At 59.8% G+C, this 22,324-nt stretch carries 25 protein-coding genes; 14 read left to right on the forward strand and 11 right to left on the reverse strand.

The genetic code is table 11. The annotated features are described in order from the left end of the window. Positions 1-114 precede the first annotated feature (114 nt). Positions 115-468: a hypothetical protein gene (locus AB7E65_RS05560; RefSeq protein ID WP_428745429.1), complete on the reverse strand. Its 354-nt coding sequence runs from the start codon at positions 466-468 to the stop codon at positions 115-117. A gap of 222 nt (positions 469-690) precedes the next feature. On the opposite strand from AB7E65_RS05560, the gene AB7E65_RS05565 reads away from it, so the two are divergent. Further along, the gene (locus tag AB7E65_RS05565) at positions 691-999 is read left to right on the forward strand and encodes a ferritin family protein (protein WP_072286701.1); all 309 of its coding nucleotides are present in this window, start codon (positions 691-693) and stop codon (positions 997-999) included. On the opposite strand, the gene AB7E65_RS05570 is transcribed toward AB7E65_RS05565, so the two are convergent. The 9 genes from AB7E65_RS05570 to atpD all read right to left on the reverse strand — a co-directional run bounded on the left by AB7E65_RS05570 (position 992) and on the right by atpD (position 7,927). After that, positions 992-1,900 (reverse strand): F0F1 ATP synthase subunit gamma, encoded by a 909-nt coding sequence (locus tag AB7E65_RS05570; protein ID WP_428745430.1) that lies wholly within the window; start codon positions 1,898-1,900, stop codon positions 992-994. The genes AB7E65_RS05565 and AB7E65_RS05570 overlap by 8 nt on opposite strands. Beyond that, entirely contained in the window at positions 1,872-3,437 is a 1,566-nt protein-coding gene (locus AB7E65_RS05575; RefSeq protein ID WP_320360567.1) for an alternate F1F0 ATPase, F1 subunit alpha, read from the reverse strand. The genes AB7E65_RS05570 and AB7E65_RS05575 overlap by 29 nt, the downstream gene beginning before the upstream one ends. Then, the gene (locus tag AB7E65_RS05580; RefSeq protein WP_072286698.1) at positions 3,434-4,213 is read right to left on the reverse strand and encodes a hypothetical protein; all 780 of its coding nucleotides are present in this window, start codon (positions 4,211-4,213) and stop codon (positions 3,434-3,436) included. The genes AB7E65_RS05575 and AB7E65_RS05580 overlap by 4 nt, the downstream gene beginning before the upstream one ends. A 3-nt stretch (positions 4,214-4,216) precedes the next feature. Continuing rightward, positions 4,217-4,501: a F0F1 ATP synthase subunit C gene (locus tag AB7E65_RS05585; RefSeq protein WP_072286697.1), complete on the reverse strand. Its 285-nt coding sequence runs from the start codon at positions 4,499-4,501 to the stop codon at positions 4,217-4,219. A gap of 196 nt (positions 4,502-4,697) precedes the next feature. Beyond that, on the reverse strand, positions 4,698-5,390 hold the full coding sequence (locus AB7E65_RS05590) for a F0F1 ATP synthase subunit A (protein WP_428745431.1): 693 nt from the start codon (positions 5,388-5,390) through the stop codon (positions 4,698-4,700). 96 nt (positions 5,391-5,486) lie between these two features. Beyond that, positions 5,487-5,774, reverse strand: a complete 288-nt coding sequence (locus AB7E65_RS05595; protein ID WP_072286695.1) for an ATP synthase subunit I — start codon at positions 5,772-5,774, stop codon at positions 5,487-5,489. After that, entirely contained in the window at positions 5,761-6,129 is a 369-nt protein-coding gene (locus tag AB7E65_RS05600; protein WP_072286694.1) for an AtpZ/AtpI family protein, read from the reverse strand. Before AB7E65_RS05600 ends, AB7E65_RS05595 begins: the two co-directional genes overlap by 14 nt. Further along, positions 6,126-6,509 carry a F0F1 ATP synthase subunit epsilon gene (locus AB7E65_RS05605; RefSeq protein WP_428745432.1) on the reverse strand — a complete coding sequence of 128 codons (384 nt, stop codon included), beginning with the start codon at positions 6,507-6,509 and terminating at the stop codon, positions 6,126-6,128. The genes AB7E65_RS05600 and AB7E65_RS05605 overlap by 4 nt, the downstream gene beginning before the upstream one ends. Beyond that, a complete protein-coding gene (gene atpD, locus AB7E65_RS05610; RefSeq protein ID WP_428745433.1) occupies positions 6,506-7,927 on the reverse strand; it encodes a F0F1 ATP synthase subunit beta in 1,422 nt (473 codons plus the stop codon). Before atpD ends, AB7E65_RS05605 begins: the two co-directional genes overlap by 4 nt. Positions 7,928-8,141: 214 nt before the next feature. On the opposite strand from atpD, the gene AB7E65_RS05615 reads away from it, so the two are divergent. Beyond that, on the forward strand, positions 8,142-10,553 hold the full coding sequence (locus AB7E65_RS05615) for a mechanosensitive ion channel domain-containing protein (protein ID WP_428745434.1): 2,412 nt from the start codon (positions 8,142-8,144) through the stop codon (positions 10,551-10,553). Positions 10,554-10,845: 292 nt separating this feature from the next. Continuing rightward, positions 10,846-11,835: a beta-ketoacyl-ACP synthase III gene (locus AB7E65_RS05620; RefSeq protein WP_320360570.1), complete on the forward strand. Its 990-nt coding sequence runs from the start codon at positions 10,846-10,848 to the stop codon at positions 11,833-11,835. A gap of 91 nt (positions 11,836-11,926) precedes the next feature. On the opposite strand, the gene AB7E65_RS05625 is transcribed toward AB7E65_RS05620, so the two are convergent. Further along, positions 11,927-12,409, reverse strand: a complete 483-nt coding sequence (locus tag AB7E65_RS05625) for an AmiS/UreI family transporter (RefSeq protein ID WP_072286690.1) — start codon at positions 12,407-12,409, stop codon at positions 11,927-11,929. A gap of 830 nt (positions 12,410-13,239) precedes the next feature. Here AB7E65_RS05625 and AB7E65_RS05630 point away from each other — a divergent pair. The 11 genes from AB7E65_RS05630 to AB7E65_RS05680 all read left to right on the forward strand — a co-directional run. After that, positions 13,240-13,560, forward strand: a complete 321-nt coding sequence (locus AB7E65_RS05630; protein ID WP_320360571.1) for a cytochrome C — start codon at positions 13,240-13,242, stop codon at positions 13,558-13,560. Between the two features lie 90 nt (positions 13,561-13,650). Then, positions 13,651-15,102, forward strand: coding sequence for a pyruvate kinase (gene pyk, locus AB7E65_RS05635; protein ID WP_072286688.1), 1,452 nt, complete (start codon positions 13,651-13,653; stop codon positions 15,100-15,102). A gap of 49 nt (positions 15,103-15,151) precedes the next feature. Then, positions 15,152-15,844, forward strand: a complete 693-nt coding sequence (gene queC, locus AB7E65_RS05640; protein ID WP_072286687.1) for a 7-cyano-7-deazaguanine synthase QueC — start codon at positions 15,152-15,154, stop codon at positions 15,842-15,844. Further along, on the forward strand, positions 15,841-16,632 hold the full coding sequence (folE2, locus tag AB7E65_RS05645) for a GTP cyclohydrolase FolE2 (protein ID WP_072286686.1): 792 nt from the start codon (positions 15,841-15,843) through the stop codon (positions 16,630-16,632). Before queC ends, folE2 begins: the two co-directional genes overlap by 4 nt. 304 nt (positions 16,633-16,936) lie before the next feature. After that, positions 16,937-17,608 (forward strand): protein TolQ, encoded by a 672-nt coding sequence (gene tolQ, locus AB7E65_RS05650; protein WP_072286685.1) that lies wholly within the window; start codon positions 16,937-16,939, stop codon positions 17,606-17,608. A 1-nt stretch (position 17,609) separates the two neighbouring features. Continuing rightward, positions 17,610-18,038 carry a protein TolR gene (tolR, locus tag AB7E65_RS05655; RefSeq protein ID WP_072286684.1) on the forward strand — a complete coding sequence of 143 codons (429 nt, stop codon included), beginning with the start codon at positions 17,610-17,612 and terminating at the stop codon, positions 18,036-18,038. 48 nt (positions 18,039-18,086) lie between these two features. Continuing rightward, positions 18,087-18,980, forward strand: coding sequence for a TonB family protein (locus AB7E65_RS05660; protein WP_072286683.1), 894 nt, complete (start codon positions 18,087-18,089; stop codon positions 18,978-18,980). A 4-nt stretch (positions 18,981-18,984) separates the two neighbouring features. Then, on the forward strand, positions 18,985-20,274 hold the full coding sequence (gene tolB, locus AB7E65_RS05665) for a Tol-Pal system beta propeller repeat protein TolB (RefSeq protein ID WP_428745435.1): 1,290 nt from the start codon (positions 18,985-18,987) through the stop codon (positions 20,272-20,274). A 170-nt stretch (positions 20,275-20,444) separates the two neighbouring features. Continuing rightward, positions 20,445-21,014 (forward strand): peptidoglycan-associated lipoprotein Pal, encoded by a 570-nt coding sequence (gene pal, locus AB7E65_RS05670; RefSeq protein WP_072286681.1) that lies wholly within the window; start codon positions 20,445-20,447, stop codon positions 21,012-21,014. A 74-nt stretch (positions 21,015-21,088) separates the two neighbouring features. Beyond that, positions 21,089-21,886, forward strand: a complete 798-nt coding sequence (gene ybgF, locus AB7E65_RS05675; protein WP_072286680.1) for a tol-pal system protein YbgF — start codon at positions 21,089-21,091, stop codon at positions 21,884-21,886. A gap of 213 nt (positions 21,887-22,099) precedes the next feature. After that, on the forward strand, positions 22,100-22,324 hold a 225-nt coding region (locus AB7E65_RS05680; protein ID WP_428745436.1), incomplete at its 3' end, for a hypothetical protein.

Raw genomic sequence — 22,324 nt, forward strand, 5'->3', positions numbered from 1 at the left:
GCCCATCGAAAGCCTCCTTTCCTGAGAACTTTGAGCGGTTCACAGAGGGGAGGCTTTCATTTACTCCCGGTACTGTCAAACTTTACAAGTCCCCCGGCAGAGCCGGGGGGTTTCCTATCGCACTAAACCGCCGCTCAGCCAGAGTGCCGCGGCCCAGAAAGGCGCCCTTTCCGCGGCGGGAAGGTGATCCCGCCATAACGCAAGCACGGAAGCATCCAGTCTGTCCCCGGCCAGACGCTCCCGCAGCGTGTCGAGATGCCGGGCGACGACATCGATGTCCCGGCGGATGTCCTCCACGGAACGCAGGGAAAACGCTTTCCCCTTGTAAAGAGGACAGAAGGTGCAGCGGTTCCATGGACAGTGCCGGCTGACACGCAGCAGCAGGCTGCGGGCCTCGCTCGGAGGCCGGACAGGACCCTGTTCGAAATGCCATTTTTCGGATTCCGATACTTGCAACGGTTCTTTCATGTCCACCTCGCAAACATGATAACACGGACAACCGGACAAAGGCACTCTTGCGGAAACCTTGCTTTTCAGCGCAAAGCGGCTTGACATCCCGGATCGATCGGTTATCAACCATAAAGAGAGGATCATTGCGACTCGTGCACTGCGGCGGTCCGCCGATCGCAACGAACACATAAGGCCGCAGCTCTGTTTTTGGTCTTGAACCTTCAACGAAAGGAACATGCCATGCCTGAATTCGCCAACCCGTTCGCCGGAAACGCCCGTGAAAAAAAATTGACCAAGCAGGAACTGATCCGCGCCATCCGCTACATGATCGCCGCCGAGTACGAGGCCGTGCAGCTTTACATGCAGCTGGCCGAATCCACAGACGACAAACTGGCCATCGAGGTACTCAAGGACATCGCGGATGAAGAGCGGGTGCACGCCGGCGAGTTCTTGCGCCTGCTGAAACACCTGGCGCCCGAAGAGGAAGAGCTTTACGAAGAAGGTTTCGAAGAGGTCGAGGAAATCATGGAAAAGATGGGTATCAAGTAGTCGTTTTTTTGGCTTTCGCCATGGGGCCCTGGGCACCACCCAGGGCCTCGAATCCGGAAATGATATCGAACAGCTCCTCGGTTATCACCGTCTGCCGCAAGGTGTGGTAGCGGGCCTGCAGATTTGCCTGAAGTTCCTCGATATTTTTTTCGGCCCGCTGCATGGCGGCAAGCCGTGCCGCATTTTCCGCCGCCAGCGAGGTAGCAAAGCCGCGAAACAGCGTCACGAACAGGTACTCGCTGATCAACGCCGGGAAGGCCTCCTGCCAGGGTGCCGGAACCATGGGCAGGCAGCGCCCCGGCCATCTCTGCCCGGCCATCTGCCGCAACCAGTTTTCGTCTGGCGGCATCAGCAGCCGGCACTGCTGTTCATAGGCGGCAGCGGCAAGGGGCCGGTTGTGAAACAGCAGCAGCCGGCAGAGACCCTGCGTGCTGCGCTTTTCGTAGCGCAAAAGAACCTCCTGCACAATGGCGGCAATGCCCTGCACTGAGGTCGGCAGGACGAAAAAGGCGTCGACCTTTCCGAACCTCTCCTCGGCGCCACCGGCGGCCTTTTCGCCGGCCACCCAGCATTCCGCCGTTTCCTGGCGGTTGCCGTCGCGTCGCAGCCAATCGACGGCGAAGTCAAGCATGGCTTCGTTGAAACGGCCGGCCATACCCTGATCCGAACCTAGAATCAGCGCCACGGTAGCAACACTCTGCGGCGCGCAACCCGCCAGCGGATGATCCCGCAGCACCGCCCGCAGCCCCAGTTCCACCGCTTCGTAATAACCATCCAGAGCGCGCACCGCATCCTCGTACTGGCGGATGCTGACCGCCGCCAGCGCTTTCATGGTACGCACCACCATGTGCAGGTCGGCGGCGCTTCGAATTTTACGTTGCAGCTGCTGCAGCGCCGGCATCCCGATCCTCCCCGGTTATGGCGAAAGGCCGCGCCGCCCTTTGCGCGGCGTCATGCATGGCATTCAGGTCCTCTGCCGAAAGCGCCTCGTTGCTCATGATGCGTTTTCCGATTTCCGGCAGTTCCGTCACGATATCGCAGACCGCCGATTCCGCCTCGGCCAGGCGCTCCTCCGCCACGGCATCGAATACACCGCGGTTCAGTGCATGCAGCACCATGACCTGCTGCGGCGCGGTTCGGGGCCGGTATTGCGGCTGTTTGAGAATGGCGCGTATGCGGCGGCCACGATGCAGCACCTGCCGGGTCTCTTCATCGAGACGTGTGCCGAAACGGGCAAAGGCTTCCAGTTCCTCGAACTGCGCATAGGTCAGGCGCAAATCACCCGCAACCGCCCGGTAAGCGGCCAACTGGGTCTTGCCGCCAACGCGGGAAACCGATTTGCCGACATCCACCGGCGGCAGCAACCCTTTCTGGAACAGCTCGGGCGACAGATAGATCTGTCCATCGGTGATGGAGATCAGGTTGGTCGGAATGTAGGCCGAAAGATTCTGTGCTTCGGTTTCGATGATCGGCAGAGCGGTCAGGCTTCCACCGCCGCGCGGCTCACCGAGATGGGTGGCGCGTTCCAGCAGCCGCGAATGAACATAGAAGATATCGCCGGGAAACGCCTCGCGCCCCGGCGGCCGCCGCAACAACAGCGAAATTTCGCGATAGGCCCGGGCATGACGGGTCAGATCATCATAGACAATCAACACGTCGCGGCCGTGCTCCATGAAATGCTCGGCCATGCTGGTGGCGGCATAGGGCGCGATATACTGCAAACCCGGCGGCGCATCCCCTTCGGCCACCACCACAACGGTATAGGCCATGGCCCCGCTGTTACGCAACTCGGCCACAACCCCGGCAACGCTGGAAGCGCGCTGGCCGATGGCACAATAAACACACAGAACGTTCTTGTCCCGCTGATTAATGATGGTATCGACGGCAATGGCGGTTTTGCCGGTCTGCCGGTCACCCAGGATCAACTCGCGCTGACCGCGCCCGATGGGAATCAGGGCATCGATTACCTTGATGCCGGTCATCAGGGGCCGGGTCACCGGCAACCGGTCCATGATCGGCGGAGCCGGACGTTCCACCGCAAGACGACGCTGGAAAGCCACCGTCTTAACACCGTCGAGACTGCGCCCGACCGGGTCCACTATCCGTCCTATCAGACCTTCCCCCACCGGCACATCAAAAACCCTGCCGGTGCGGCGCACCTCGTCCCCGGCCTGCAGGTGACCGTAATCGCCCAGCAGCACCACGCCGACCCGCTGCTCCTGGACATCCAGCGCCAGCCCCACCAGGTTTCCGGGAAACGCCAGCAGCTCCTCGCACTGCACGCCCGTCAGCCCGCCAACCAGGGCGATCCCCTTGCCGACATACTCTACCCAGCCGACATGCTGCAGCACCAGCTCGGGAGAAAACTCCTCAAGGGCCCGATCCAGAGCATCGAAGGTGCTGCCCAGCAGTGCGGTCAAAGACGGCGAACTTTTCATGGCGGTTCCTCCGCCGCCGGCAGGGACTGGCCATCATAAAGGGCGGCAACCTCCTTTTCCAACTGCTCGAAATAGCTGTCCACGCCCCATGACAGCTTCAGTCCGCCCACGCTCAGCTCAATCCCCAGGGGCATCTCCTCCCGGTCTTTGAAATCCATGGACACCTGTTGCCCGAAAACACCGCGAACCCCGGTGGACAATTGCTCGCGCAAGGCCTCCGGCAGAGTAAAGGGGCTGCGCACCGAAACCCCACCTTCACCCGCCGCCCTGGCGACCTGCTCCCGCGCGGTGCTGTCAAGGGTCGCCAGCCTCTCCCTGAACCGGGCAACCATCAATTGTTCCAGTTCGGCATTGGCCAGATCCCCCAGGGACTTGCGGGCAACCTTGAGCATTTCCCCTCCAACCCGCATTCTGAGCTCGGTGAAAAAAGCATCCCGCTCCTCGCGAATACTCTGCAACCAGCCGCCGCGCACCTCGGCCGCCTCCTTTCTGGCATCGGCAAGCAGCTTGCGACGCTGGTCCTCGACCTCTTCCTCCAGCTGCCGCAGCCGAACCCCGCGCGCTTCTTCCAATTCCTGCAACAGGCCGCGATACTGCTCCTCGAGCTGCCGGGCTTCGTTCACCTTGCTTTCCGCTTCTTCAAAACGGGTTGACAGCCGCTCCTCCCTGCGATCCATGGCGCGCAGGATCGGTCCGTATAAAAACCGCTTGAGCAGAGCCACCAGGATCAGGAAATTGACTGCCTGGGCCGCCACCGTAAACCAGTCGATAAGCACGGATCAGCCTCCTTCTCCGGCCCTTGCCAGGAAAAACTGCCAGAACGGATTGGCAAAGATCAGAATCATGGAAACCACGAAGCAGTAAATAGCCGTCGATTCAACCATCGCCAGCCCCACAAACAGGGTCCGGGTGATGGTGTTGGCCTCATCCGGCTGTTGCGCCAGCGCCGACAGCGCCTGCGCCAGGGCTCGACCCTCACCGAGAGCGGGACCGATGGCGCCGATACCGATGCAGATCCCCGAAGACAGAATGGACGCTACAGCCACCCATGCAAGATAATCCATGCTTTCATCCCCTTTTGTTGGGTTGTTCGAGGTGCAAGGTGCAAGGTGCAAGGACATCGCCGGCATTCCTTGTCCGTTGCGGTCAGCTAATAATATCCGTTGTCATCTCCGCAGACTCCGGACCACTGAAATTTCCAGGTTTGCCCCTTTCCCCTTTGGCCTTTAACCTTTCATCTTTGGCTTTCAACCTTGAACCTCAGGTATTGGCCCTTTCCTCCCGCTGCTGCTCCAACTGCGCCGCGGCGGCGATATAGACGGCTGCCAGAACAGCGAAGATATAGGCCTGGATGACCCCGGTTATCATGCCCAGCAGCTGCATCAGCACCGGGAAGAACAGAGGCGCGATAGACAGCAGGATGCCAGCGATCATGCTGCCGCTCATGACGTTGCCGAACAAACGCACGGCCAGAGCCAGGGTGCGGGACACCTCGCCCATGAGATTGAAAGGCAGCATGAACACCGAAGGCTTGATGTACAACCGCAGGTATCCGGCCAGGCCGCGGCGCTGAATCCCCCACAAAGGGACTGCGACAAACACGCAGATCGCCAGCGCGGCGGTTGTCGACAGGGAACCGGTGGGGGCCATGTAACCCGGGATGAGCGACAGCAGGTTGGAAAACAGCACAAACACAAACAGGCTGCCAAGAAACGGCAGAAACTCGCGCGGCGGCGTCAGCCCCATGTCATGTATCTGGCTTTCCATGCCGGAGACCAGCACCTCCAGCAGATTCTGCCAGCGCGACACCCCCCCGGCGCTGCGCAACCGCCGTGTGATCAGCCATGAGCCACCTGTCAGCAGCGCCATGTTCAGCCAGGTAACAACGATAGTGGCATTGAGCTTAAAGCCGTACCCTTGCCAAAAAATGAAGATGTCGGGTGTTATTTCCATATAGATATATCCTGAAGATTCGTTATGACCCGTTCCGTTACCAACAACCTCCCAGTCCTCAGTCCTCAGTCCTCAGCACTCCAACCCGCCCCCGAGTCACTTTTGTTTTTTCCCGACAAAATGCATGCCCAACCAGAGCAGGCGCGCCAGCATAAATCCCCCCATGGCAATCATCATGGCCCAGATACCCCAGGCGGAAAGCAGGTAGAACGCCAGGAGCACCGTCAGCAGGCGGACCCCGAAACTGACCGTTAACAGCAGTTTTGGCGAGGAGGACCGAGCCAGGCGCTGCACGGTCAGGTACAGGCCGCCAAAATAAGCACCCCCCAGCACCAGTCCGGCAATCAGTGCCAGAAACAGTCGGCCCGGCTCAGTCGGAGTCATCCGGAGCCTCCTCTTGCGGCCGGTTGTGCTCGGCTTCGATCTCCCTGCGTTCGCGGCTGATCCAGAACCAGGCATTGAGACAGCCGAGACCGACGCCGATAACCAGCAGCATCAGGGTCCAGGAATAGGGGCCGCCATGCCGGGCATCGATCCACACTCCCAGGGCGGTAAAACCGACCGCCGGAATGGCCACCGACCAGCCAACCAGGCCGAACATGCCCAGGCCGAACCAGGCGTTGCGTTCCCGCTGCCTTTGGGCGCGCAGCTTGCGCTGCTGTTTGGCGGCCAGCTGGCGGCGCAACTCGTCCCGCGACTGCTGGCCGGGCCGGGAGGTTCTGTTCTTGACATCGTTCATGACAACTCCATGAAGCGCCGTAAAAAATCCGATTCCAGGCGCGCCATGGCGCTGCGCACCAGTTTTTCCTGTTCATCGAGATTACGAAACCGCGATTGCACCACCTCCAGCAGATCTTCCAGATTTTCACCGGCAACCGCATTGCGCACCGCCACCGACACCAGATCGTCGCGCTTGACGAGCAACCCCCGGTCCACGGCCAGATAGCGGCCCCGATCCTGCTCCGCCAGTTCGTAATAAAGCAGGCCGGGAACCAGCGGCGTCACCAGGTCGACATGCCGCGGTCGCAAACAGAAGGCGCCCCGCAATCCTTCGCTGATCACCTTGATCACCGCACAGTCCAGAACATTGCCCACCGGCGTCTGTACCTGAAGCCTCATGATTCAGCCGCCTGGCTGCCGGCTTCGCGCGCGCGCAGGCGGCTGCGGGCCTCCTCGATATCACCGATCATGTAAAGCAGTTTTTCCGGTGCGTCGGAAAACTCATCGTCGAGAATCGCCTCGCAGCCGGCCAGCGCGGCATCCAGAGAAACGGTACGGCCCTGCATGCCGGTGAACTGCTCGGTGGTATAAAACGGCTGGGTTAAAAACCGTTCCAGACGCCGCGCGCGAAACACGGTGTGGCGATCCTCCCGCGACAATTCCTCCAGGCCGAGCATGGCGATGATGTCCTTGAGTTCTTCGTAGGTTGCCAGGGTGCGGCGGATTTCCTGGGCCAGCCGGTAATGCCGCTCGCCGACAATGCGCGGATTGAGCATATTGGAATTGGACGCAAGGGGATCGATAGCCGGGTAGAGCCCCTCGCTGGCACGCCGGCGCGACAGCACGATGGACGCGGAGAGGTGCGAAAAGGTATGCACGGCCGCGGGATCCGTGAAGTCGTCGGCCGGCACGTACACCGCCTGAATCGAGGTGATCGCCGCCTGGCGGGTGCTGGAAATGCGCTCCTCCAACTCGGCGAGTTCGGTACCCATGGTCGGCTGGTAACCGAGACGCGATGGCATCAGTCCCAGCAGGCCGGATATTTCCATGCCGGCCTGAATGAAACGAAAAATATTGTCGATAAGCAGCAGCACGTCCCGGCCCAGATCGTCGCGAAAATATTCGGCCATGGTCAGGGCGGTCAATCCGACGCGGAAGCGGGCACCGGGTGGCTCGTTCATCTGGCCGAAGACCATCACCGTATTGTCGAGCACCCCCGCTTCACGCATCTCCCGGTAGAGTTCCTCGCCCTCACGGCACCGTTCACCGATGCCGCAGAACAGCGAAACCCCTTCATGCTGGCCAACCATATTGTGAATCAGTTCGGTAATCAGTACGGTCTTGCCGACGCCGGCACCACCGAACAACCCGGCCTTTCCGCCCCGTTCGAGGGGCGCCAGCACGTCGATGGCCTTGATACCGGTGACGAATACCTCGGCGGCGGCGGATCGCTTCGCCAGTTCGGCCGGTTTGGCCAGCACCGATCGCCAGCTGCAGTTTTCGGGAGCTTTGCGGCGGTCGATCGGCTCACCGAAAACGTTGAACATGCGCCCCAGAATCGCCTCGCCCACCGGTGCCTGCAGCGGGGCGCCGCTGTCCCGGATGGCGTCCCCGCAGGCCAGCCCCTGAATCGGTGTCAGCACATTGCCACGCACATGGGTATCGTCGAGATGCAGCACAACTTCCACCACCACCTCATCCCTGGCGCCCGCCCGCAGCAGCGCATTGAGTGCCGGCAAACCGTTTTCGAACCGCGCGTCGATCACCCCGCCTCGAACAGCTACAACCGTGCCTGGTGGTGCCGCCTGTGCCTTCATGTAAGTGCCTCTTTCGCAAAATGCCGCATAGCCTGTATCCATCCGCAGGTTCCGGAAGGATACCAGCCTCTTTATTTTACCAGATTTTTATCCGGCGTCCGGTCCGGTCGGCCCTCCCATCCGACCGGCGGCACAAAACACTGGCAAAGCGTTGAACACATGCTAGAATGGCGCCTGGCGAAAAAACCGGACCTGTTTCTTCCCGAGGTGCCGCATGAAATTTACAACCTTCTGCTGTCTGCTGGGCGCCTGCATACTGCTTGCCGCGCCGGCCGGAGCCGACCCCCAACCGACCGCCGCACCGGCGGCAACCGTGATGCCGAAAGTGGCGGAAGTCTATCCGCGCCTGGCAAAACTCAAGGAAGAAAAAGCGGCGCTGGAAAGCCGGCTGGAGCGACTTGGCGCTCTCGATCCGGTCACTCAGGCCTTGGCCGGGCTGAAAAGTCTGCCGCAGCAATGGGCGGAGCGTGAGGCCATCCTCGGTCCGCCGCGGGAATGGTCGCTGGACAACCTGCAGCAGGCCCGCGTTGCCCTGATCGCGGACCGGGATCGAATCTCCCGGATACTCGACGATCTTTTCATGCGGTTGTCGGAAATCGAGGTGTTGCGGGATGAATGGAGCAATAAGCGGCAATTCTGGGATGAATGGCTGAATACCCTGCCCGCCGCCGGTATGCAGGCATCCGCCGAGGCATTTTCCGAAGCCCGCCAGACAGTGGAAACCGCACTCAATGTTCTTAAACAGACGGCACCGCAACTGTTTGCCATGCAACAGCAACTCACGGCACTGCAAATCCCCGTGTCCGACCGCATCGATCACATCGAAGAGCTTCTGGCGGTTCGGAAAAACCAGCTTTTTGAGCGTAGTCATCCCTCCTTTCTGAATCCCGATTTTTACCGGCAGCTTCATGCCGGCCTGTTCAGCAGCATCGGTACCGGATTGACGAAACTTGAGTTTTTCAACCGTGCATTCTGGCAAAGCCGGGGCAGCCAGATTGCCTTGCACCTGATTCTGGCGACGGTTATCGCCTGCCTTCTGCGCACTCACCGCAAACGCCATCCGCAAAGTCCGGCGGCCCCCTTTGTTTCGCGGCACCCGTTTTCGACGGGGCTGTTTCTGGCAACCATTGTGTTCAGCCCCTTTTATGCGCATGCCCCAGCCGGCTGGATGCTGATCCTGGCGGGCATCGCCGTGTTTTCAGCCGTACCCCTGATCATGGAAATTCTGGACAACCCGCTGCAACGGCAGGTTGTCCGGCTGCTGGCCCTGGCCTACTTTTTGTCTCTGGGGGTGCGCACCCTTTCGCTGCCTGCGCCCCTTTACAGTCTGTTCATTGCGGGCGTGTGCCTGTCCGGCGGCATCGCGCTGCGATGGTTTGCAGCGCAGGTCCGTCGCGACAGCCCCGGTCGCCAGCAGCGTTTCAGCACTCTCCTAAAACTTGGCGCGGCTTTTCTCGGAGCGACATTTCTGATCCTGGCGGCAGGCTATGGCAATCTTGCCGAACATCTGCTGCATGCCGGTTTGAAAACGGTTTTCGCCCTCCTTCTTGCGGCTCTGCTTTTGCGCGTGCTGAAAAACGGCCTGCAACTGCTCGGAAAGCTGCGTTTTTTCAAAAGGCAGCGGTTTTTCAGGCGCCACGGGCAGGAACTTCAGAACCGGCTCTGGCACCTGGCACCTCTTGTAGTCGGCATCCAGACCGCCTTGTACCTGCTGGTCGCCTGGCATTTTTTCGACAGTGTAGGTGAAGCCTGGCATGCCATTCTAACGGCAGGAGTCGTGCTGGGGGACAAAACGGTTTCCGTCAAAATGCTGCTGGTCGGCCTGAGTGCCCTGTATGTCGCCATCTTCATTTCCTGGCTGCTGCGCAGCCTTCTCGAAGAGGAGGTGTTCCCTCGCAGACAGGTGGATCGCGGCGTGCGCGATTCCATCAACAAACTGTTGAACTATGCCATTCTCGCCTTCGGCATCTTCATGGCCCTGGGCCTCGCCGGGATCGACCTGAAGAGCTTCGCGGTGCTCGCCGGCGCACTCGGCATCGGCATCGGTTTCGGTCTGCAGAACATCGTCAACAATTTCATCAGCGGCCTGATTCTTTTGTTCGAGCGGCCGATCAAGATTGGCGACATGATCGTTCTGGACGGAGAATGGGGCACGGTACGCAAAATCGGACTGCGCTCCACCACCGTTGAAACCTTCGACCTGTCGGAAGTCATCGTACCCAACTCCCTTCTGGTCTCGGAAAAGGTCACCAACTGGACCCTGTCCAGCGAACAGAGCCGCATCGTGGTGCCGGTCGGAGTCGCATACGGCAGTCCACTCGAAAAAGTGCTTGGCATTCTTTACGACGCGGCACAGGTTCACCCCAAGGTGCTTGATTCACCTCCGCCCTCTGCCATCTTTACGGCCTTCGGCGCCAGCTCCCTGGACTTTGAACTGCGCGTTTGGGCCACCTCCGTCAACGACCGCCTGACTATCAGGAACGATCTTCTGCTGTATATTGACCGGCGCTTTCGAGAGGAAGGGGTCGAAATCCCCTTCCCGCAGCACGACTTGCACCTGCGCTCGGTGGATGCCGGGATTATGCGGTCCTTGAACTTGTCCGGCCAACCCGGAAAAGATGGATGATTCCTGGCAACCGGCAGCCGGACCCCGGCCGCCGACCTTCTTGTATACCTTGAGCAGCACTGGCAAACATGCTATTTTGTGCCGGATTGTTTATCGATGGCACTTTCTTTGCGAAAAAAGACAGAGGAGCGGCCCGACATGACGCCCGGCCGCCGCATGCCGATGCCAGGCGTTGATTGAGCCTCAAAGCATTGGCCGGCATCAATCTCAGCAGCAGTCAGCCCCGAAGATCGAGGCCGGCAAGGCAAGCAACCGTTTCCCGGCGGAAACGATCCAATCAGGAGGGACCCGTATGGACAACAGCAAGCGCGCCATGATCCTCGGTACCGGCCGCGCCATCCCCGAAAAGATTCTGACCAATGCCGACCTCGAAAAAATGGTCGATACCACCGATGCCTGGATTGTCGAACGCTCCGGCATCCGCACCCGCCATATCGTCGAACCGGGCACGCCCCTTTCAAGCCTGGCCGCGGAAGCCGGCAGAAAAGCCCTGGAGGACGCCGGGCTTGCCGCCAAGGATGTGGATCTCATCATCCTCGGCACCGTCACCGGTGACATGAAATTTCCCGCCACCGCCTGCTTTGTGCAGACCCTTCTCGGTGCCGGTAACGCCGCTGCCTTTGACCTCAGCGCTGCCTGTTCCGGTTTTGTGTACGGCCTGCAACTTGCCCAGAGCCTGATCCAGTCCGGCGTTCACAAACATATTCTGGTGATTGGCGGGGAAGTTCTCACATCAATGGTGAACTGGGAAGACCGCAACACCTGCGTTCTGTTCGGCGACGGTGCCGGCGCCGTGGTGCTGGGACCGGCACGGGAACAACGCGGCATTCTTGCCACCGATATCGGTGCCGACGGCAACTTCAGCGGTCTGCTTTACAACCCGGGGTGCGGCTCCCTGAATCCTCCCACCATCGAAAATGTGCAGGAGAAACTTCATACGATGCGCATGGAAGGCCGCGAAGTCTTCCGGCATGCCGTGCTGTGTATGACCCGAACCATGAAAAAGGCCCTGAAACGTGCCGGCCTCAGCATCGAGGAACTGGACCTGGTCATCTCTCATCAGGCCAATCTGCGCATCATTGAAGCCCTCGGCAAACGACTCAACCTGACCGAGGCACAGACTTACATCAACGTCGACCGCTACGGCAACACCTCGGCCGCCTCCATCCCCATCGCCCTGGATGAAGCCCGCCGCAACGGACAACTCAAACAGGGCGACCTGGTTGGCCTGGTGACCTTCGGCGCCGGCTTCACCTGGGGATCGAGCATTATCCGGCTGTAAGGCCACCTGCAAAGCCCACCTTTTATCGCACCAAACACAAAGAGCCGGAAGCAAAACGCTTCCGGCTCTTTGTGTTTGGTAAAAACGAAAATCAGAAGGGCAGGCTGTAATGGCCCATCAGGGCATAGGCCGGATAAATCAAACAAATCAGCGCCAGAACGATCAGCATGTAGCCGACAATCTTGCCGGAAAGCTTGCCGTAGCAGTTGAGGAAAACAGCCAGGCAGAGTATGACGAAGGTAATGAACATGAAGAACAGATAGCCCGAGCCGACAATGAGGGCCGTAATCAGGCAAACGATGCCGACCGTGACGGCTCCCCAACCGACGGTGCGCATGTCGGTTACGCCGGTAAGCAGGGCATGGGCAACCTGCAGATACAGAAGGCCGAACACGAGCAGCGCCGCCGCGGTCAGCAGATCACCCTGAGCCGCCTGAAAAAAGCCGCCAATAATTGTCAGGATGCCAACCAGGCCGGTTGTAAAGCCGCTTGATTTGGCATCGCCCTGTCCCAGAAAAAGCATCCCCAAGGGAATCCACATCATGCTGATCATTACCAGAAGCGCAGGTGTCATTTTTTACTCCTCCTTGAAAATTTCTAGCCTCGTTATTGTTTCCCTACTCGGGTCGTGCGAAAATGTCCGCGGAAATTCGTTTACAGCGATAGATGCACGACGGCTTTCCGCCGTACATACCGCCACGCGGGAAACACCCGCGGAACTGTTCGCTCTCCCGGCTTGCCAACCTCCCGATGCAGCGGGACATATCGGCGGCAGCCATACGCTTCTGCCCAAAGCGCAGCGAATCAGAACCTGCGGGCCCCGATCTGGTCGCGGACGACATCCAGACATCTCAAGATAAAATCAGGTTGCATTCTTTTTGAAACGGTTTTTCAGGACAACGACCTCACATAAGAACTGGAATTTCATATAACTAAATCATCATGTAAAATCAGACACCCAAAATTCGAAGGACTTTAAATCTTCAATAAACCACCGTTTTAGCATAACGCAATTTCAATGCCATGTCCTTGCGCCATGGCAGATACCGAACAAAGCGGCCCAAAACACCTTTTTCATGCCTGCGGAGCCGTTTCAAAACCGCGCCACCCATTCAAAAACGTACCACCGAAGTTTATTGTGGATCTTTTTGCCACTATTTGGCGCAGGAGCTTCAAGGCTACGGATTTCCATCCATCTTTAACGCAAATCGTCCTTTGGCAATGAGCAACATAATAGCATGTTGTTACGTTTTGTCAGGTCCTCCCACCGTAAAATGCACGGCAACCGGCAACGGCATGCTCCGCGAAGGGCGACCTTCGCAGTTATTTCGGATTGGCCTTACCCGATGCCTATGCTATAGTTGCAGCACGCCAAAAGCCCCGAGAGAGAGGACGGTTGCCTGCATGAATAAATGGCTCTGGATGCTGCTGCCCGCCGCTGTTGTCTGTGGTTGCGCCATGCTGGGCGCATGGAAAGCCATCCCGCCACCCGGTGGCTGCGATCAGTGCCACAGTGTTCCGATCAATGCCAACTGGGAGGTAAGAGCCACTGCCGTCACCCTGGCAAGCGAATCGGGACGCGAACCCTGGCAGAAGGAAGCCTCGGTACTGCCCCCCGACATACCCCCCATACAAATCCAGAAAGTCGAGGGGGAGCCCTGTTTCCGCTGCCACAAAGGCCCCAGCCGGGCCCATACGGAACGTCTCGGGCGCTACCATCACTAAAAAGGCGCTTTTCGGGACCCTGGCTGCACCGGTCAGGGTCCTTTCGTTTCGCAACCCTGCCACACTGGAACGAAACAGGGGACCAGGCGCATGTTCCGCCATACCAAAATCATCGCCACCATCGGACCTTCCTGCGACACACGCGCGGACATCGAGCAGCTGATGCTTGCCGGGGCGGATGTTTTCCGCCTTAACTTCTCGCACGGCGAGCAGGAGCACAAAGCACATATCGTGCGGTCTATTCGCGAGCTGGCCGAATTTCACCAGACACCGGTGGCGATTCTGGGTGACCTGCAAGGCCCGAAAATCCGCACCGGGCGCATGCGGAACGGAGCGGTGACCCTTGAAAAAAATGCCACCACCGTGCTGACTGCCCGTGATATCGAGGGCGATGCGCAACATATTCCGGTCCTCTATTCTCATTTGGCCGAGGATGTCATGCCAGGCGCCCGGATCCTGCTCGATGACGGCCTGCTGGAACTGCAAGTGCTTGAAACAAACGCCGGCGAGGTGCGCTGTCGCGTGCTGACAGGCGGAATCCTGAAAGATCGCAAGGGCGTCAACATCCCCGGCGCCGGCCTGTCGGTGCCGGCCCTGACCGACAAGGATCGTGACGATATACTGTTCGCGCTGGACCAGGGTTTCGATTTTCTCGCTCTGTCCTTCGTGCGCAATGCCGCCGATCTGCGTCAGCTCAAAAGTCTGCTGCAGGAACATAACAGCGCGATGCCGGTTGTCGCCAAGATCGAGAAACCCCAGGCGGTCGAAGATTTCGAAGAGATCCTGCAGGAAGCCGACGCCATCATGGTGGCGCGAGGCGATCTGGGGGTGGAAATCAGTCCGGAGCAGGTGCCCCTGATCCAGAAACGCATCATCTGCCGCTGTCACGATGCCGGCAAACCCGTCATCACCGCGACCCAGATGCTTGAGAGCATGGTTCATAATCCCCGTCCAACGCGGGCCGAAACCTCCGATGTGGCCAACGCCATCCTGGACGGCACCGACGCTGTCATGCTGTCGGGCGAAACCGCCGCCGGCCGGTACCCCGTCCAGGCCGTGGAAATGATGGTGCGGGTGGCTAACAGCGTTGAGCGAGATCCCCTGTCGCAGCAGCGGCTGTTCAACAATTTCCCCCCTCTCCAGGAGGGCCCGAGAAAGCTCTCTGACGCCATCGGCGAAGCCGCCTGCCGCACCGCCCTGCATGTCGGGGCCGCCGCCATTCTGGCCTTCACCCAGAGCGGCTCGACGGCCGCCACGGTATCCCGCTTCCGCCCGCGGATCCCTATTTACGCCGTGACCCCCTCGGCTGAAGTGCGGCGGCGCCTGTCCCTGTATTCCGGGGTCCGCTCGATCCTTGTCGACTTCACCGGCGATACGGAATCCCAGATCCACTCGGTGGAGGAAGCGGTTTTAAAAGATGGCGCCCTTAAAAAAAGCGACATTGTCATTATCACCATGGGCAGCCCGGTAGCCGCCTTCGGCTCGACCAACCTGATGAAGGTGCACCGTCTGGGCACCGGCCAATTTTACGAAATAAACTGACATCCGGCCACGAAGCCCGGTCTGTTTTTCAAAACAAGGGATACTTTTGATGAATAAAAAAGCTGTCGTATTGTACAGTGGCGGTCTCGACTCCACCACCTGCCTGGCCGAGGCGCGGGCCGCCGGGTTCTCCCCCTACGCCCTGAGCTTCCACTACGGCCAGCGCCACACCGTGGAACTGGAAAAAGCGCGGCTCTACGCACCCAGGGTCGGCGCCGTTGACCATATGGTGATCGATTTCGACCTGCGCCGCATCGGCGGCAGCGCCCTGACCTCTGACCAGGAAGTCCCCAAGGGGCGCGCCATCGACGACGCCATCCCGGTAACCTACGTGCCGGCGCGTAATACCATTTTCCTTTCCTTCGCCCTGGGCTGGGCCGAAGTGCTCGGTTCCTTTGATATTTTCATCGGCGTCAACGCCCTCGACTACTCCGGCTATCCTGATTGCCGGCCGGAATTCGTCCGCGCTTTCGAACAACTGGCGAATCTCGCCACCAGGGCAGGTGTCGAAGGCCAGGGGAAATACCGCGTCCATGCGCCGCTGCTGCACCTGACCAAGGCACAGATCATCCGCCGCGGACTCGACCTGGGTGTCGATTACGCCCTGACCCACTCCTGTTACGACCCCAGCCCCGAAGGCCTGGCCTGTGGCCTGTGCGATTCCTGCCAGTTGCGGCTCAAAGGGTTTGCTGAAGCCGGCATCCCCGATCCGGCCGCCTATGTTCGGGAGGTGCGGCGATGAACCGTATGCGCGACATGCAGATGGAGCGCGATACGCGCAACGTCGCCATCGACAAGGTCGGGGTCAAGGACATCCACTACCCCATCGTGGTCATGGACAAAAACAGGGATCAGCAGCACACGGTGGCACGCATCAACATGTACGTCGACTTGCCCCATCACTTCAAGGGGACGCACATGAGCCGATTCGTGGAGATCCTCAACCGGTATCGCGGCGAAATCACCATGCGCAACATGGGGGAGCTTTTGCAAGCAATGAAAGACCGGCTGAATGCCTCCTGCGCCCATATCGAAATGGATTTCCCCTATTTCATCGAGAAGCAGGCGCCAGTATCCAAAGCCCTCAGCCTCATGGAATATCGCTGCTGCCTGCGCGGCACCCTGGCCGAGACCAAGGATTTCGTACTCGCGGTGGAAGTTCCCCTCACTGCCCTGTGCCCCTGCTCCAAGGAGATCAGCGCGCGTGGCGCCCACAATCAGCGCAGCTCCGTCAGGGTGGAGGTGCGCATGAACAAGTTCATCTGGATCGAGGATCTCATCAGCTGGGTCGAGGAATGCGGCAGCGCGCCGGTCTACGCGTTGCTCAAGCGGGAAGACGAGAAGGCCGTCACCGAGCAGGCCTATGACAACCCCATGTTCGTCGAGGATATCGTGCGGGCCGTGACACTCAGGCTCAAGGCGACGCCGGAGATCACCTGGTTCCGGGTGGAGTGCGAAAACTTCGAATCAATCCACAATCATTCAGCCTACGCCATGGTCGAATTTCCGCCTCGCTGCGAAGAGGGCTGAATCCCGGCATCACCGCAGCCGCTCGGGTAAATCCGGGCACGTTCATCAAGCCGCCGTTGCCGGGAAGCGACAGATTTTCGCAACGGCCCGTTTCAATCCTCGCCATTGCGGGCATGGCACTCTCCTTGCTTGGTATTTCTTCATATATTCAGAGGTGTTATCTTTTTGTGGCATGGCTCGCCGAAGCCTGCGGTGATGCTCGTTGACTTGGATGGGCGGTTCGATGATAATCTAACCGCTTTGTGCAAAAACCCCAGAAAAACACCCTTGAGATGTATCTTTACCCACGTATGGAGGTAGTACCTTGGAACTGATTTCCGCAACCGGACTGGTGGTCAAACTGGTCCTGCTGATTCTCATCGGCTTTTCCCTGCTTTCCTGGGCGATCATCTTTTTAAAATTCCGGGTAATCTACCGCGCCATCAGCGATTCCCAGCAGTTTCAGCATTTTTTCTGGAATAAACGCCGGCTTGACGCCATCAACAAAAACCTCGGAGATTTTCCCAATGCGCCAACGGCGGCGTTGTTCCGCGACGGTTATCAGGAGCTGATGCGCAACCAGCGTGACGCCGGGGCTGAAGAGCCGGCGGCCTTCAGCGCCGACATGGGGCATGCGGAAAACGTTGCCCGTGCCCTGCGTCGCGCCACCACTCAGGAAACCCAGCGGCTCGAACGCTACCTGCCGTTCCTTGCCACCACCGGTTCGACCGCACCATTTATCGGCCTGTTCGGCACCGTGTGGGGCATCATGGATTCCTTCCATGAAATCGGCAAGACCGGCAGCGCCTCTCTGGCCGTCGTTGCGCCGGGGATCTCCGAAGCCTTGGTCGCCACCGCCATCGGTCTGGTGGCCGCCATCCCCGCGGTGGTCGCCTACAACCACTTCATCAGCAAGGTCAATGTCCTTACCGGCGATATGGACAGTTTCAGCCAGGAGTTCCTCAATATCGTCGGGCGCATGGCGCGGAGGAGCTGACATGGAGGTAGGCCAGCGCAACGGAACATCGCGATCCACTTTGTCGGCGATCAACGTCACGCCCCTGGTCGACGTCATGCTGGTGCTGCTGATCATTTTCATGGTCACGGCGCCAATGCTTGAACAGGGGGTGGAGGTCAACCTGCCCGAAGTGTCCGATGCCCCCGGACTGCAGGCGGGCAAGGAACCCCTGATTGTCACCGTCGAACAAAACGGCGCCATTTCCATCGGCAAGCAGAGCATCCCCGGCCCCGAAAAACTGGTGCCGGTTCTGCTTGAGATTCTGCAGTCCCGACAGGAAAAGGAGGTCTTTTTGCAGGCGGACCGCGATGTTCCCTACGGCAAGGTGGTTCAGGTCATGGCCGCCATCAAGGGGGCCGGCATCGAAAAGCTGGGCATGGTCTCCATGCCACCGGATCCCGAAAAATGACGTTACTGCATTCTTTTCAATTTGCCCGCAGCAAAGGCTCATAATACCGTGTCGATACCACCGTTTGCGCCGCACAACGAACCGGGGCTGCGCCCCCTGGCCCTGTCCCTGACCTGCTCACTGGTTCTGCATGCGGCGGCATTGTTGCTTTTTTCCGGGTTTTTATCCGGCCCGGCGCCCGTCGAACAGCGGCCGGTCTATTTTGTCGACCTGACAAAAATGCCGGTTCTCAACCCTCAAGCCGGGAGGCCGGATGGAGGCCCCGCGCCCAAGGGAGATTCCGCCCTGGCGCCCGCGCCCCCGCAACCGGACGCCCCCAAGGCTGCTGACGCGCCGTCGGAACCATCGTCTCCGGAACCACGACCGGCTGCTTCCACCGACAAGGCCGCCAGCAAAGCCACCGTTTCATCGCCAGGCGCCAAGCCGGCAGCGCCGGCAACCAGACCGGCGGCCTCTGCCGCCCCGGCAACAGGCGATTATAACAGCGTCCAGGACAAGCTGGCCGCGATGCGTGAAAGACAACAGCGCCAGCAGGAGCTGGCCGCACTCAAGAACAGAATCGCGGCCCTTTCCGGAGGCGGTGCCGGGTCGGCGACCGGCGGTTCCGGTTCCGGTTACGGTTCCGGCGCCCCCCTCGGCATGCCCGACGGCACCGGCACCGAAGCCGGTGTGGACCAGCAGACCTGGCTGCAGGCCTACCTGAAAGACAACTGGAGCCTGTCCAAGTATCAGATCACCCGCCGCGACCTTTCGGCCACGGTACGACTGGCTTTCAGTGCCGACGGCAGCCTGATCAGTTATCATTTTATCGACTCCTCCGGCGACGCCACCTTTGACGATTCGGTCAAAAGGGCCATACTGAAAGCCAAAACCCTGCCGTTTCAACCCCAGAGGCAGATACAGCTCGACGTCGTCTTCAACCTCAAGGACCTGATGGATTAAAACTATGTGCCGTCTCGTGACCCTGTTGTTCCTTTTTGCCTGCCTGACAGCGACCACCGTCGTGGCGCAGGTGGAGATCCGTGCTCCCGGCCAGCAAACCATCAACGTGGCCAACGCCGAACTGCTGCCCCTTGCCGGACCGGCGCAGCCCGGCATCGCCAAAGAGCTGCACAAGGTTCTGGCCGTCGACCTGGACATGGCGGGCCTGTTCCGGCAGCTTGACCCGGCGGCCTTCCTCGATGACGCCCGGCGGCCCGGCCTGACCAGCACCCAGGTCGATTTCAGCCAGTGGGCGTTGCTGGGCGCCGAGATTCTGGTCAAAGGCGGGTACCACGCCCAGGGCGACCGCATCCGGGTCGAGTTCCGGCTTTACGACGTCGTTCACCGGCGCCTGCTCACCGGCCGCAGCTACGTCGGCACCCGTAACGATCTGCGTCTGATGGCGCACAAGTTTGCCGACCAGATCCTGCTCAACGTCACGGGCAAGGAAGGCCCTTTCAGCTCGCGCATCGCCTACATCGACAACCGCACCGGCCACAAGGAGCTTTATCTGATGGACACCGACGGCGCCAACGTCCTGCGCCTGACGGACCACCGTTCCATCGTCCTCAACCCCGACTTCTCCCCAAGCGGCAGAGAGATCGTCTTCACCTCCTATCGCCGCGGCAACCCGGACCTTTTCCGGAAAATTCTCAGTACCGGCCAGGAAGCGGCCCTTTCCTCCCGGAACGGCCTGAACGTTTCCGCCCGTTTCCGCCCGGACGGGCGGGAACTCGCCCTCACCCAGTCGGCATCCGGCAACCCCGAACTGACCCTGCTCGGAACCGACGGCAGCCAGCGGCGGCGGCTCACCAATCACTGGGGAATCGATGTGGATCCGAGCTGGAGTCCTGCCGGAGACCGTCTCGCGTTTGTCTCCGACCGCCAGGGGAATCCGCACATCTTCATCATGGATGTGCTCAGCGGCCAGATCCGGCGACTTACCGGCAGCGGCAAGTACAACGCCACCCCTGCCTGGAGCCCCGATGGAGAGCGCATCGCCTTTACCCGACTGGAAGGCGGCAACTTCGATATCTACAGCATCCGCCCCGACGGCACGGATGAGCGGCGGCTGACCTTCGGCGCCGGCAACAAGGAACATCCGCGCTGGAGCCCCGACGGCCGTTTTCTGGTATACTCTTCGGATCAGGCTGGCGGCAAAGGCATTTACGTCATGCGGGCTGACGGCTCAGGTATCCGTCGCATATCCAGTGGCGGCCAATGTCAGCATCCGGCATGGTCACGGCAGCGTTGAGGTGTTTTTATTCCCCCTATTTTTTTGCAGGTTACTTCATGTATAATGGGCAACGTTTCCTGATCGCGACATGATTTTCATCATTCCGGTTTTCAAACCTTCGGGATGTTCCCGAAGTGTGTTTTTTCTTCAACCCCTTTTTTAGTCAACCATGTAAAAGGAGCAAAACCATGAAACGCGGAGGTATTCGGATTTCCATGCAGGTGTTGTTGATGATGGTCTTTGCTGCCATGCTGGCGACAGGCTGCGCCAAGAAACCGGCCGCCACCACGGCCGCGGGCGCAGGAGCAGACCAGGCAGGAACACAGCAGACGGCACAGGGTGTTGAAGAGATGGGCGCTGGCGAGACGGGTATTGGCGAAAGCACGATTGGCGAAGGAAGCGCCATGTCGATGCCTCAAGCCGTTCCATCCCTGGAACGCATCTACTTCAACTTTGACCGTTACGACCTGAGCGCCGAAGCCCAGGCCATTCTGGTCAACAACGCGGAATATCTCAAAGCCAACCCTGCGGAAAAAGTACGCATCGAAGGCTACTGCGACGAGCGCGGCTCGGATGAGTACAACCTGGCCCTTGGCGAGCGTCGCGCCCGCACCGCCCAGAAGTACCTGGAAACCCTGGGCGTCGCCACAGACCGCCTGAGCGTCATCTCCTACGGTGAGGAAATGCCGCTCGATCCGGCCCAGAACGAAGCCGCCTACGCCAAAAACCGGCGCGCCGAATTCAAGATCGCACAGTAATACGCCAGGGATCCAACAATCACGGCGGACCGGGATTGCCGGTCCGCCGTCCGCCAAAACGAGGCTCTTTCGTCATGAAAAGCATCACGTCAGCCGTTTTGTATGCAGCCCTTCTTGCGCTTCTGGCCGGATGTATTCCCTCCCAGACCGAACTGGCCATGAGCCGCGACCTGGAAGAAATGAAGCGCCGCCTGGCCACCACCGAGCGCGAACTTGCCGCCCAGCAGACCGACCGCGTGGGACAAACCAGACAGCGACTCGACGATTTGACCCAGCAACAGGCCACAACCCGTGCCGACCTGGACAACCTGCGCCTCGAGCTGCAGAGTATGAATGGCCGTTTCGGCGACATCGAGCAGCAACGCAACGAACTCAAGGACGAACTGGCCCTGGTTCGTGACGATCTGGGCCTGCGCATCAGCGCCCTTGAAAACCGGGGAAGCGTTCCGGCCGGGCAACCTTCCGCCGTTACCATGAGTCCGCCAGCGGCCAACCAGCCCGAATCTCTGTACCTGCAGGGCGTCGATACGATTCGCAAGCAGAAACAATACGCCGCGGGCCGCAAGCAGCTGGAAGAGTTCCTGCAGAAAAGCCCGGGGCACTCCCTGGCACCTAACGCCGCCTACTGGATAGGGGAGTCGTACCTCGGAGAAAAAGAATATGAAAAAGCCATCCTGCAATTCGAGGAGGTGATTCGCAAATACGGAGATCACCCCAAGGCGGCCTCCGCCTACCTGAAACAGGGGTTGACCTTCGACCAGCTTGGAGATCGCCAGAGCGCCCGTACCATTCTGGAAAAACTGACCAAGGGTTTCCCCTTGTCCGACGAGGCCGCGGTCGCCAAAGAACGACTTAAAGCCTGGGGCAAGTAATCATAATCACAAAGGGCGGCCAATCGGCCGCCCTTTCCTTTTTGGCCGTCCACAATCCCCAAAATACGACAACAGCGGCACTGCGGACCTCACCCGGCGCATCAACAGACAAGCGAGCTGTTGAGAACCGGCACCCAGAATGCGGACATGCCGCATGGATACATCCCGGGGTTCGAACAACGAATCAGGATTTTTTCGCAAGAGAGGACACCAATGAATAAGTCCGTAAAAAAAATATTGCTTTTTGTCGCCATCCTCGTTTTGTGGACAATTCTTGCTTTGCTCAACGCCGGCCCTGCCGGACTGGGAGTGATCCTTGCCCTGCTGGCGCTGCTGGACAGCACCACCGGCACTTTCGAGGCCGGCAATAAAATCGCCTGGATAATGGTGAGCCTGACAGCCCTGCTGCTGGCCATCCTTGGCATCGGCAGCACTTAC

It is taken from the genome of Syntrophotalea sp. (assembly GCF_050253115.1).
Taxonomy (GTDB): Bacteria; Desulfobacterota; Desulfuromonadia; order Desulfuromonadales; family Syntrophotaleaceae; genus Syntrophotalea; species Syntrophotalea acetylenica.

Bases quoted from the DNA above. Each gene is read 5' to 3' on its own strand.
- AB7E65_RS05560 (WP_428745429.1), bottom strand. From the start codon at position 468: ATGAAAGAACCGTTGCAAGTATCGGAATCCGAAAAATGGCATTTCGAA.
- AB7E65_RS05565 (WP_072286701.1), top strand. From the start codon at position 691: ATGCCTGAATTCGCCAACCCGTTCGCCGGAAACGCCCGTGAAAAAAAA.
- AB7E65_RS05570 (WP_428745430.1), bottom strand. From the start codon at position 1,900: ATGCCGGCGCTGCAGCAGCTGCAACGTAAAATTCGAAGCGCCGCCGAC.
- AB7E65_RS05575 (WP_320360567.1), bottom strand. From the start codon at position 3,437: ATGAAAAGTTCGCCGTCTTTGACCGCACTGCTGGGCAGCACCTTCGAT.
- AB7E65_RS05585 (WP_072286697.1), bottom strand. From the start codon at position 4,501: ATGGATTATCTTGCATGGGTGGCTGTAGCGTCCATTCTGTCTTCGGGG.
- AB7E65_RS05590 (WP_428745431.1), bottom strand. From the start codon at position 5,390: ATGGAAATAACACCCGACATCTTCATTTTTTGGCAAGGGTACGGCTTT.
- AB7E65_RS05595 (WP_072286695.1), bottom strand. From the start codon at position 5,774: ATGACTCCGACTGAGCCGGGCCGACTGTTTCTGGCACTGATTGCCGGA.
- AB7E65_RS05600 (WP_072286694.1), bottom strand. From the start codon at position 6,129: ATGAACGATGTCAAGAACAGAACCTCCCGGCCCGGCCAGCAGTCGCGG.
- AB7E65_RS05605 (WP_428745432.1), bottom strand. From the start codon at position 6,509: ATGAGGCTTCAGGTACAGACGCCGGTGGGCAATGTTCTGGACTGTGCG.
- atpD (WP_428745433.1), bottom strand. From the start codon at position 7,927: ATGAAGGCACAGGCGGCACCACCAGGCACGGTTGTAGCTGTTCGAGGC.
- AB7E65_RS05615 (WP_428745434.1), top strand. From the start codon at position 8,142: ATGAAATTTACAACCTTCTGCTGTCTGCTGGGCGCCTGCATACTGCTT.
- AB7E65_RS05620 (WP_320360570.1), top strand. From the start codon at position 10,846: ATGGACAACAGCAAGCGCGCCATGATCCTCGGTACCGGCCGCGCCATC.
- AB7E65_RS05625 (WP_072286690.1), bottom strand. From the start codon at position 12,409: ATGACACCTGCGCTTCTGGTAATGATCAGCATGATGTGGATTCCCTTG.
- AB7E65_RS05630 (WP_320360571.1), top strand. From the start codon at position 13,240: ATGAATAAATGGCTCTGGATGCTGCTGCCCGCCGCTGTTGTCTGTGGT.
- pyk (WP_072286688.1), top strand. From the start codon at position 13,651: ATGTTCCGCCATACCAAAATCATCGCCACCATCGGACCTTCCTGCGAC.
- queC (WP_072286687.1), top strand. From the start codon at position 15,152: ATGAATAAAAAAGCTGTCGTATTGTACAGTGGCGGTCTCGACTCCACC.
- folE2 (WP_072286686.1), top strand. From the start codon at position 15,841: ATGAACCGTATGCGCGACATGCAGATGGAGCGCGATACGCGCAACGTC.
- tolR (WP_072286684.1), top strand. From the start codon at position 17,610: ATGGAGGTAGGCCAGCGCAACGGAACATCGCGATCCACTTTGTCGGCG.
- tolB (WP_428745435.1), top strand. From the start codon at position 18,985: ATGTGCCGTCTCGTGACCCTGTTGTTCCTTTTTGCCTGCCTGACAGCG.
- pal (WP_072286681.1), top strand. From the start codon at position 20,445: ATGAAACGCGGAGGTATTCGGATTTCCATGCAGGTGTTGTTGATGATG.
- ybgF (WP_072286680.1), top strand. From the start codon at position 21,089: ATGAAAAGCATCACGTCAGCCGTTTTGTATGCAGCCCTTCTTGCGCTT.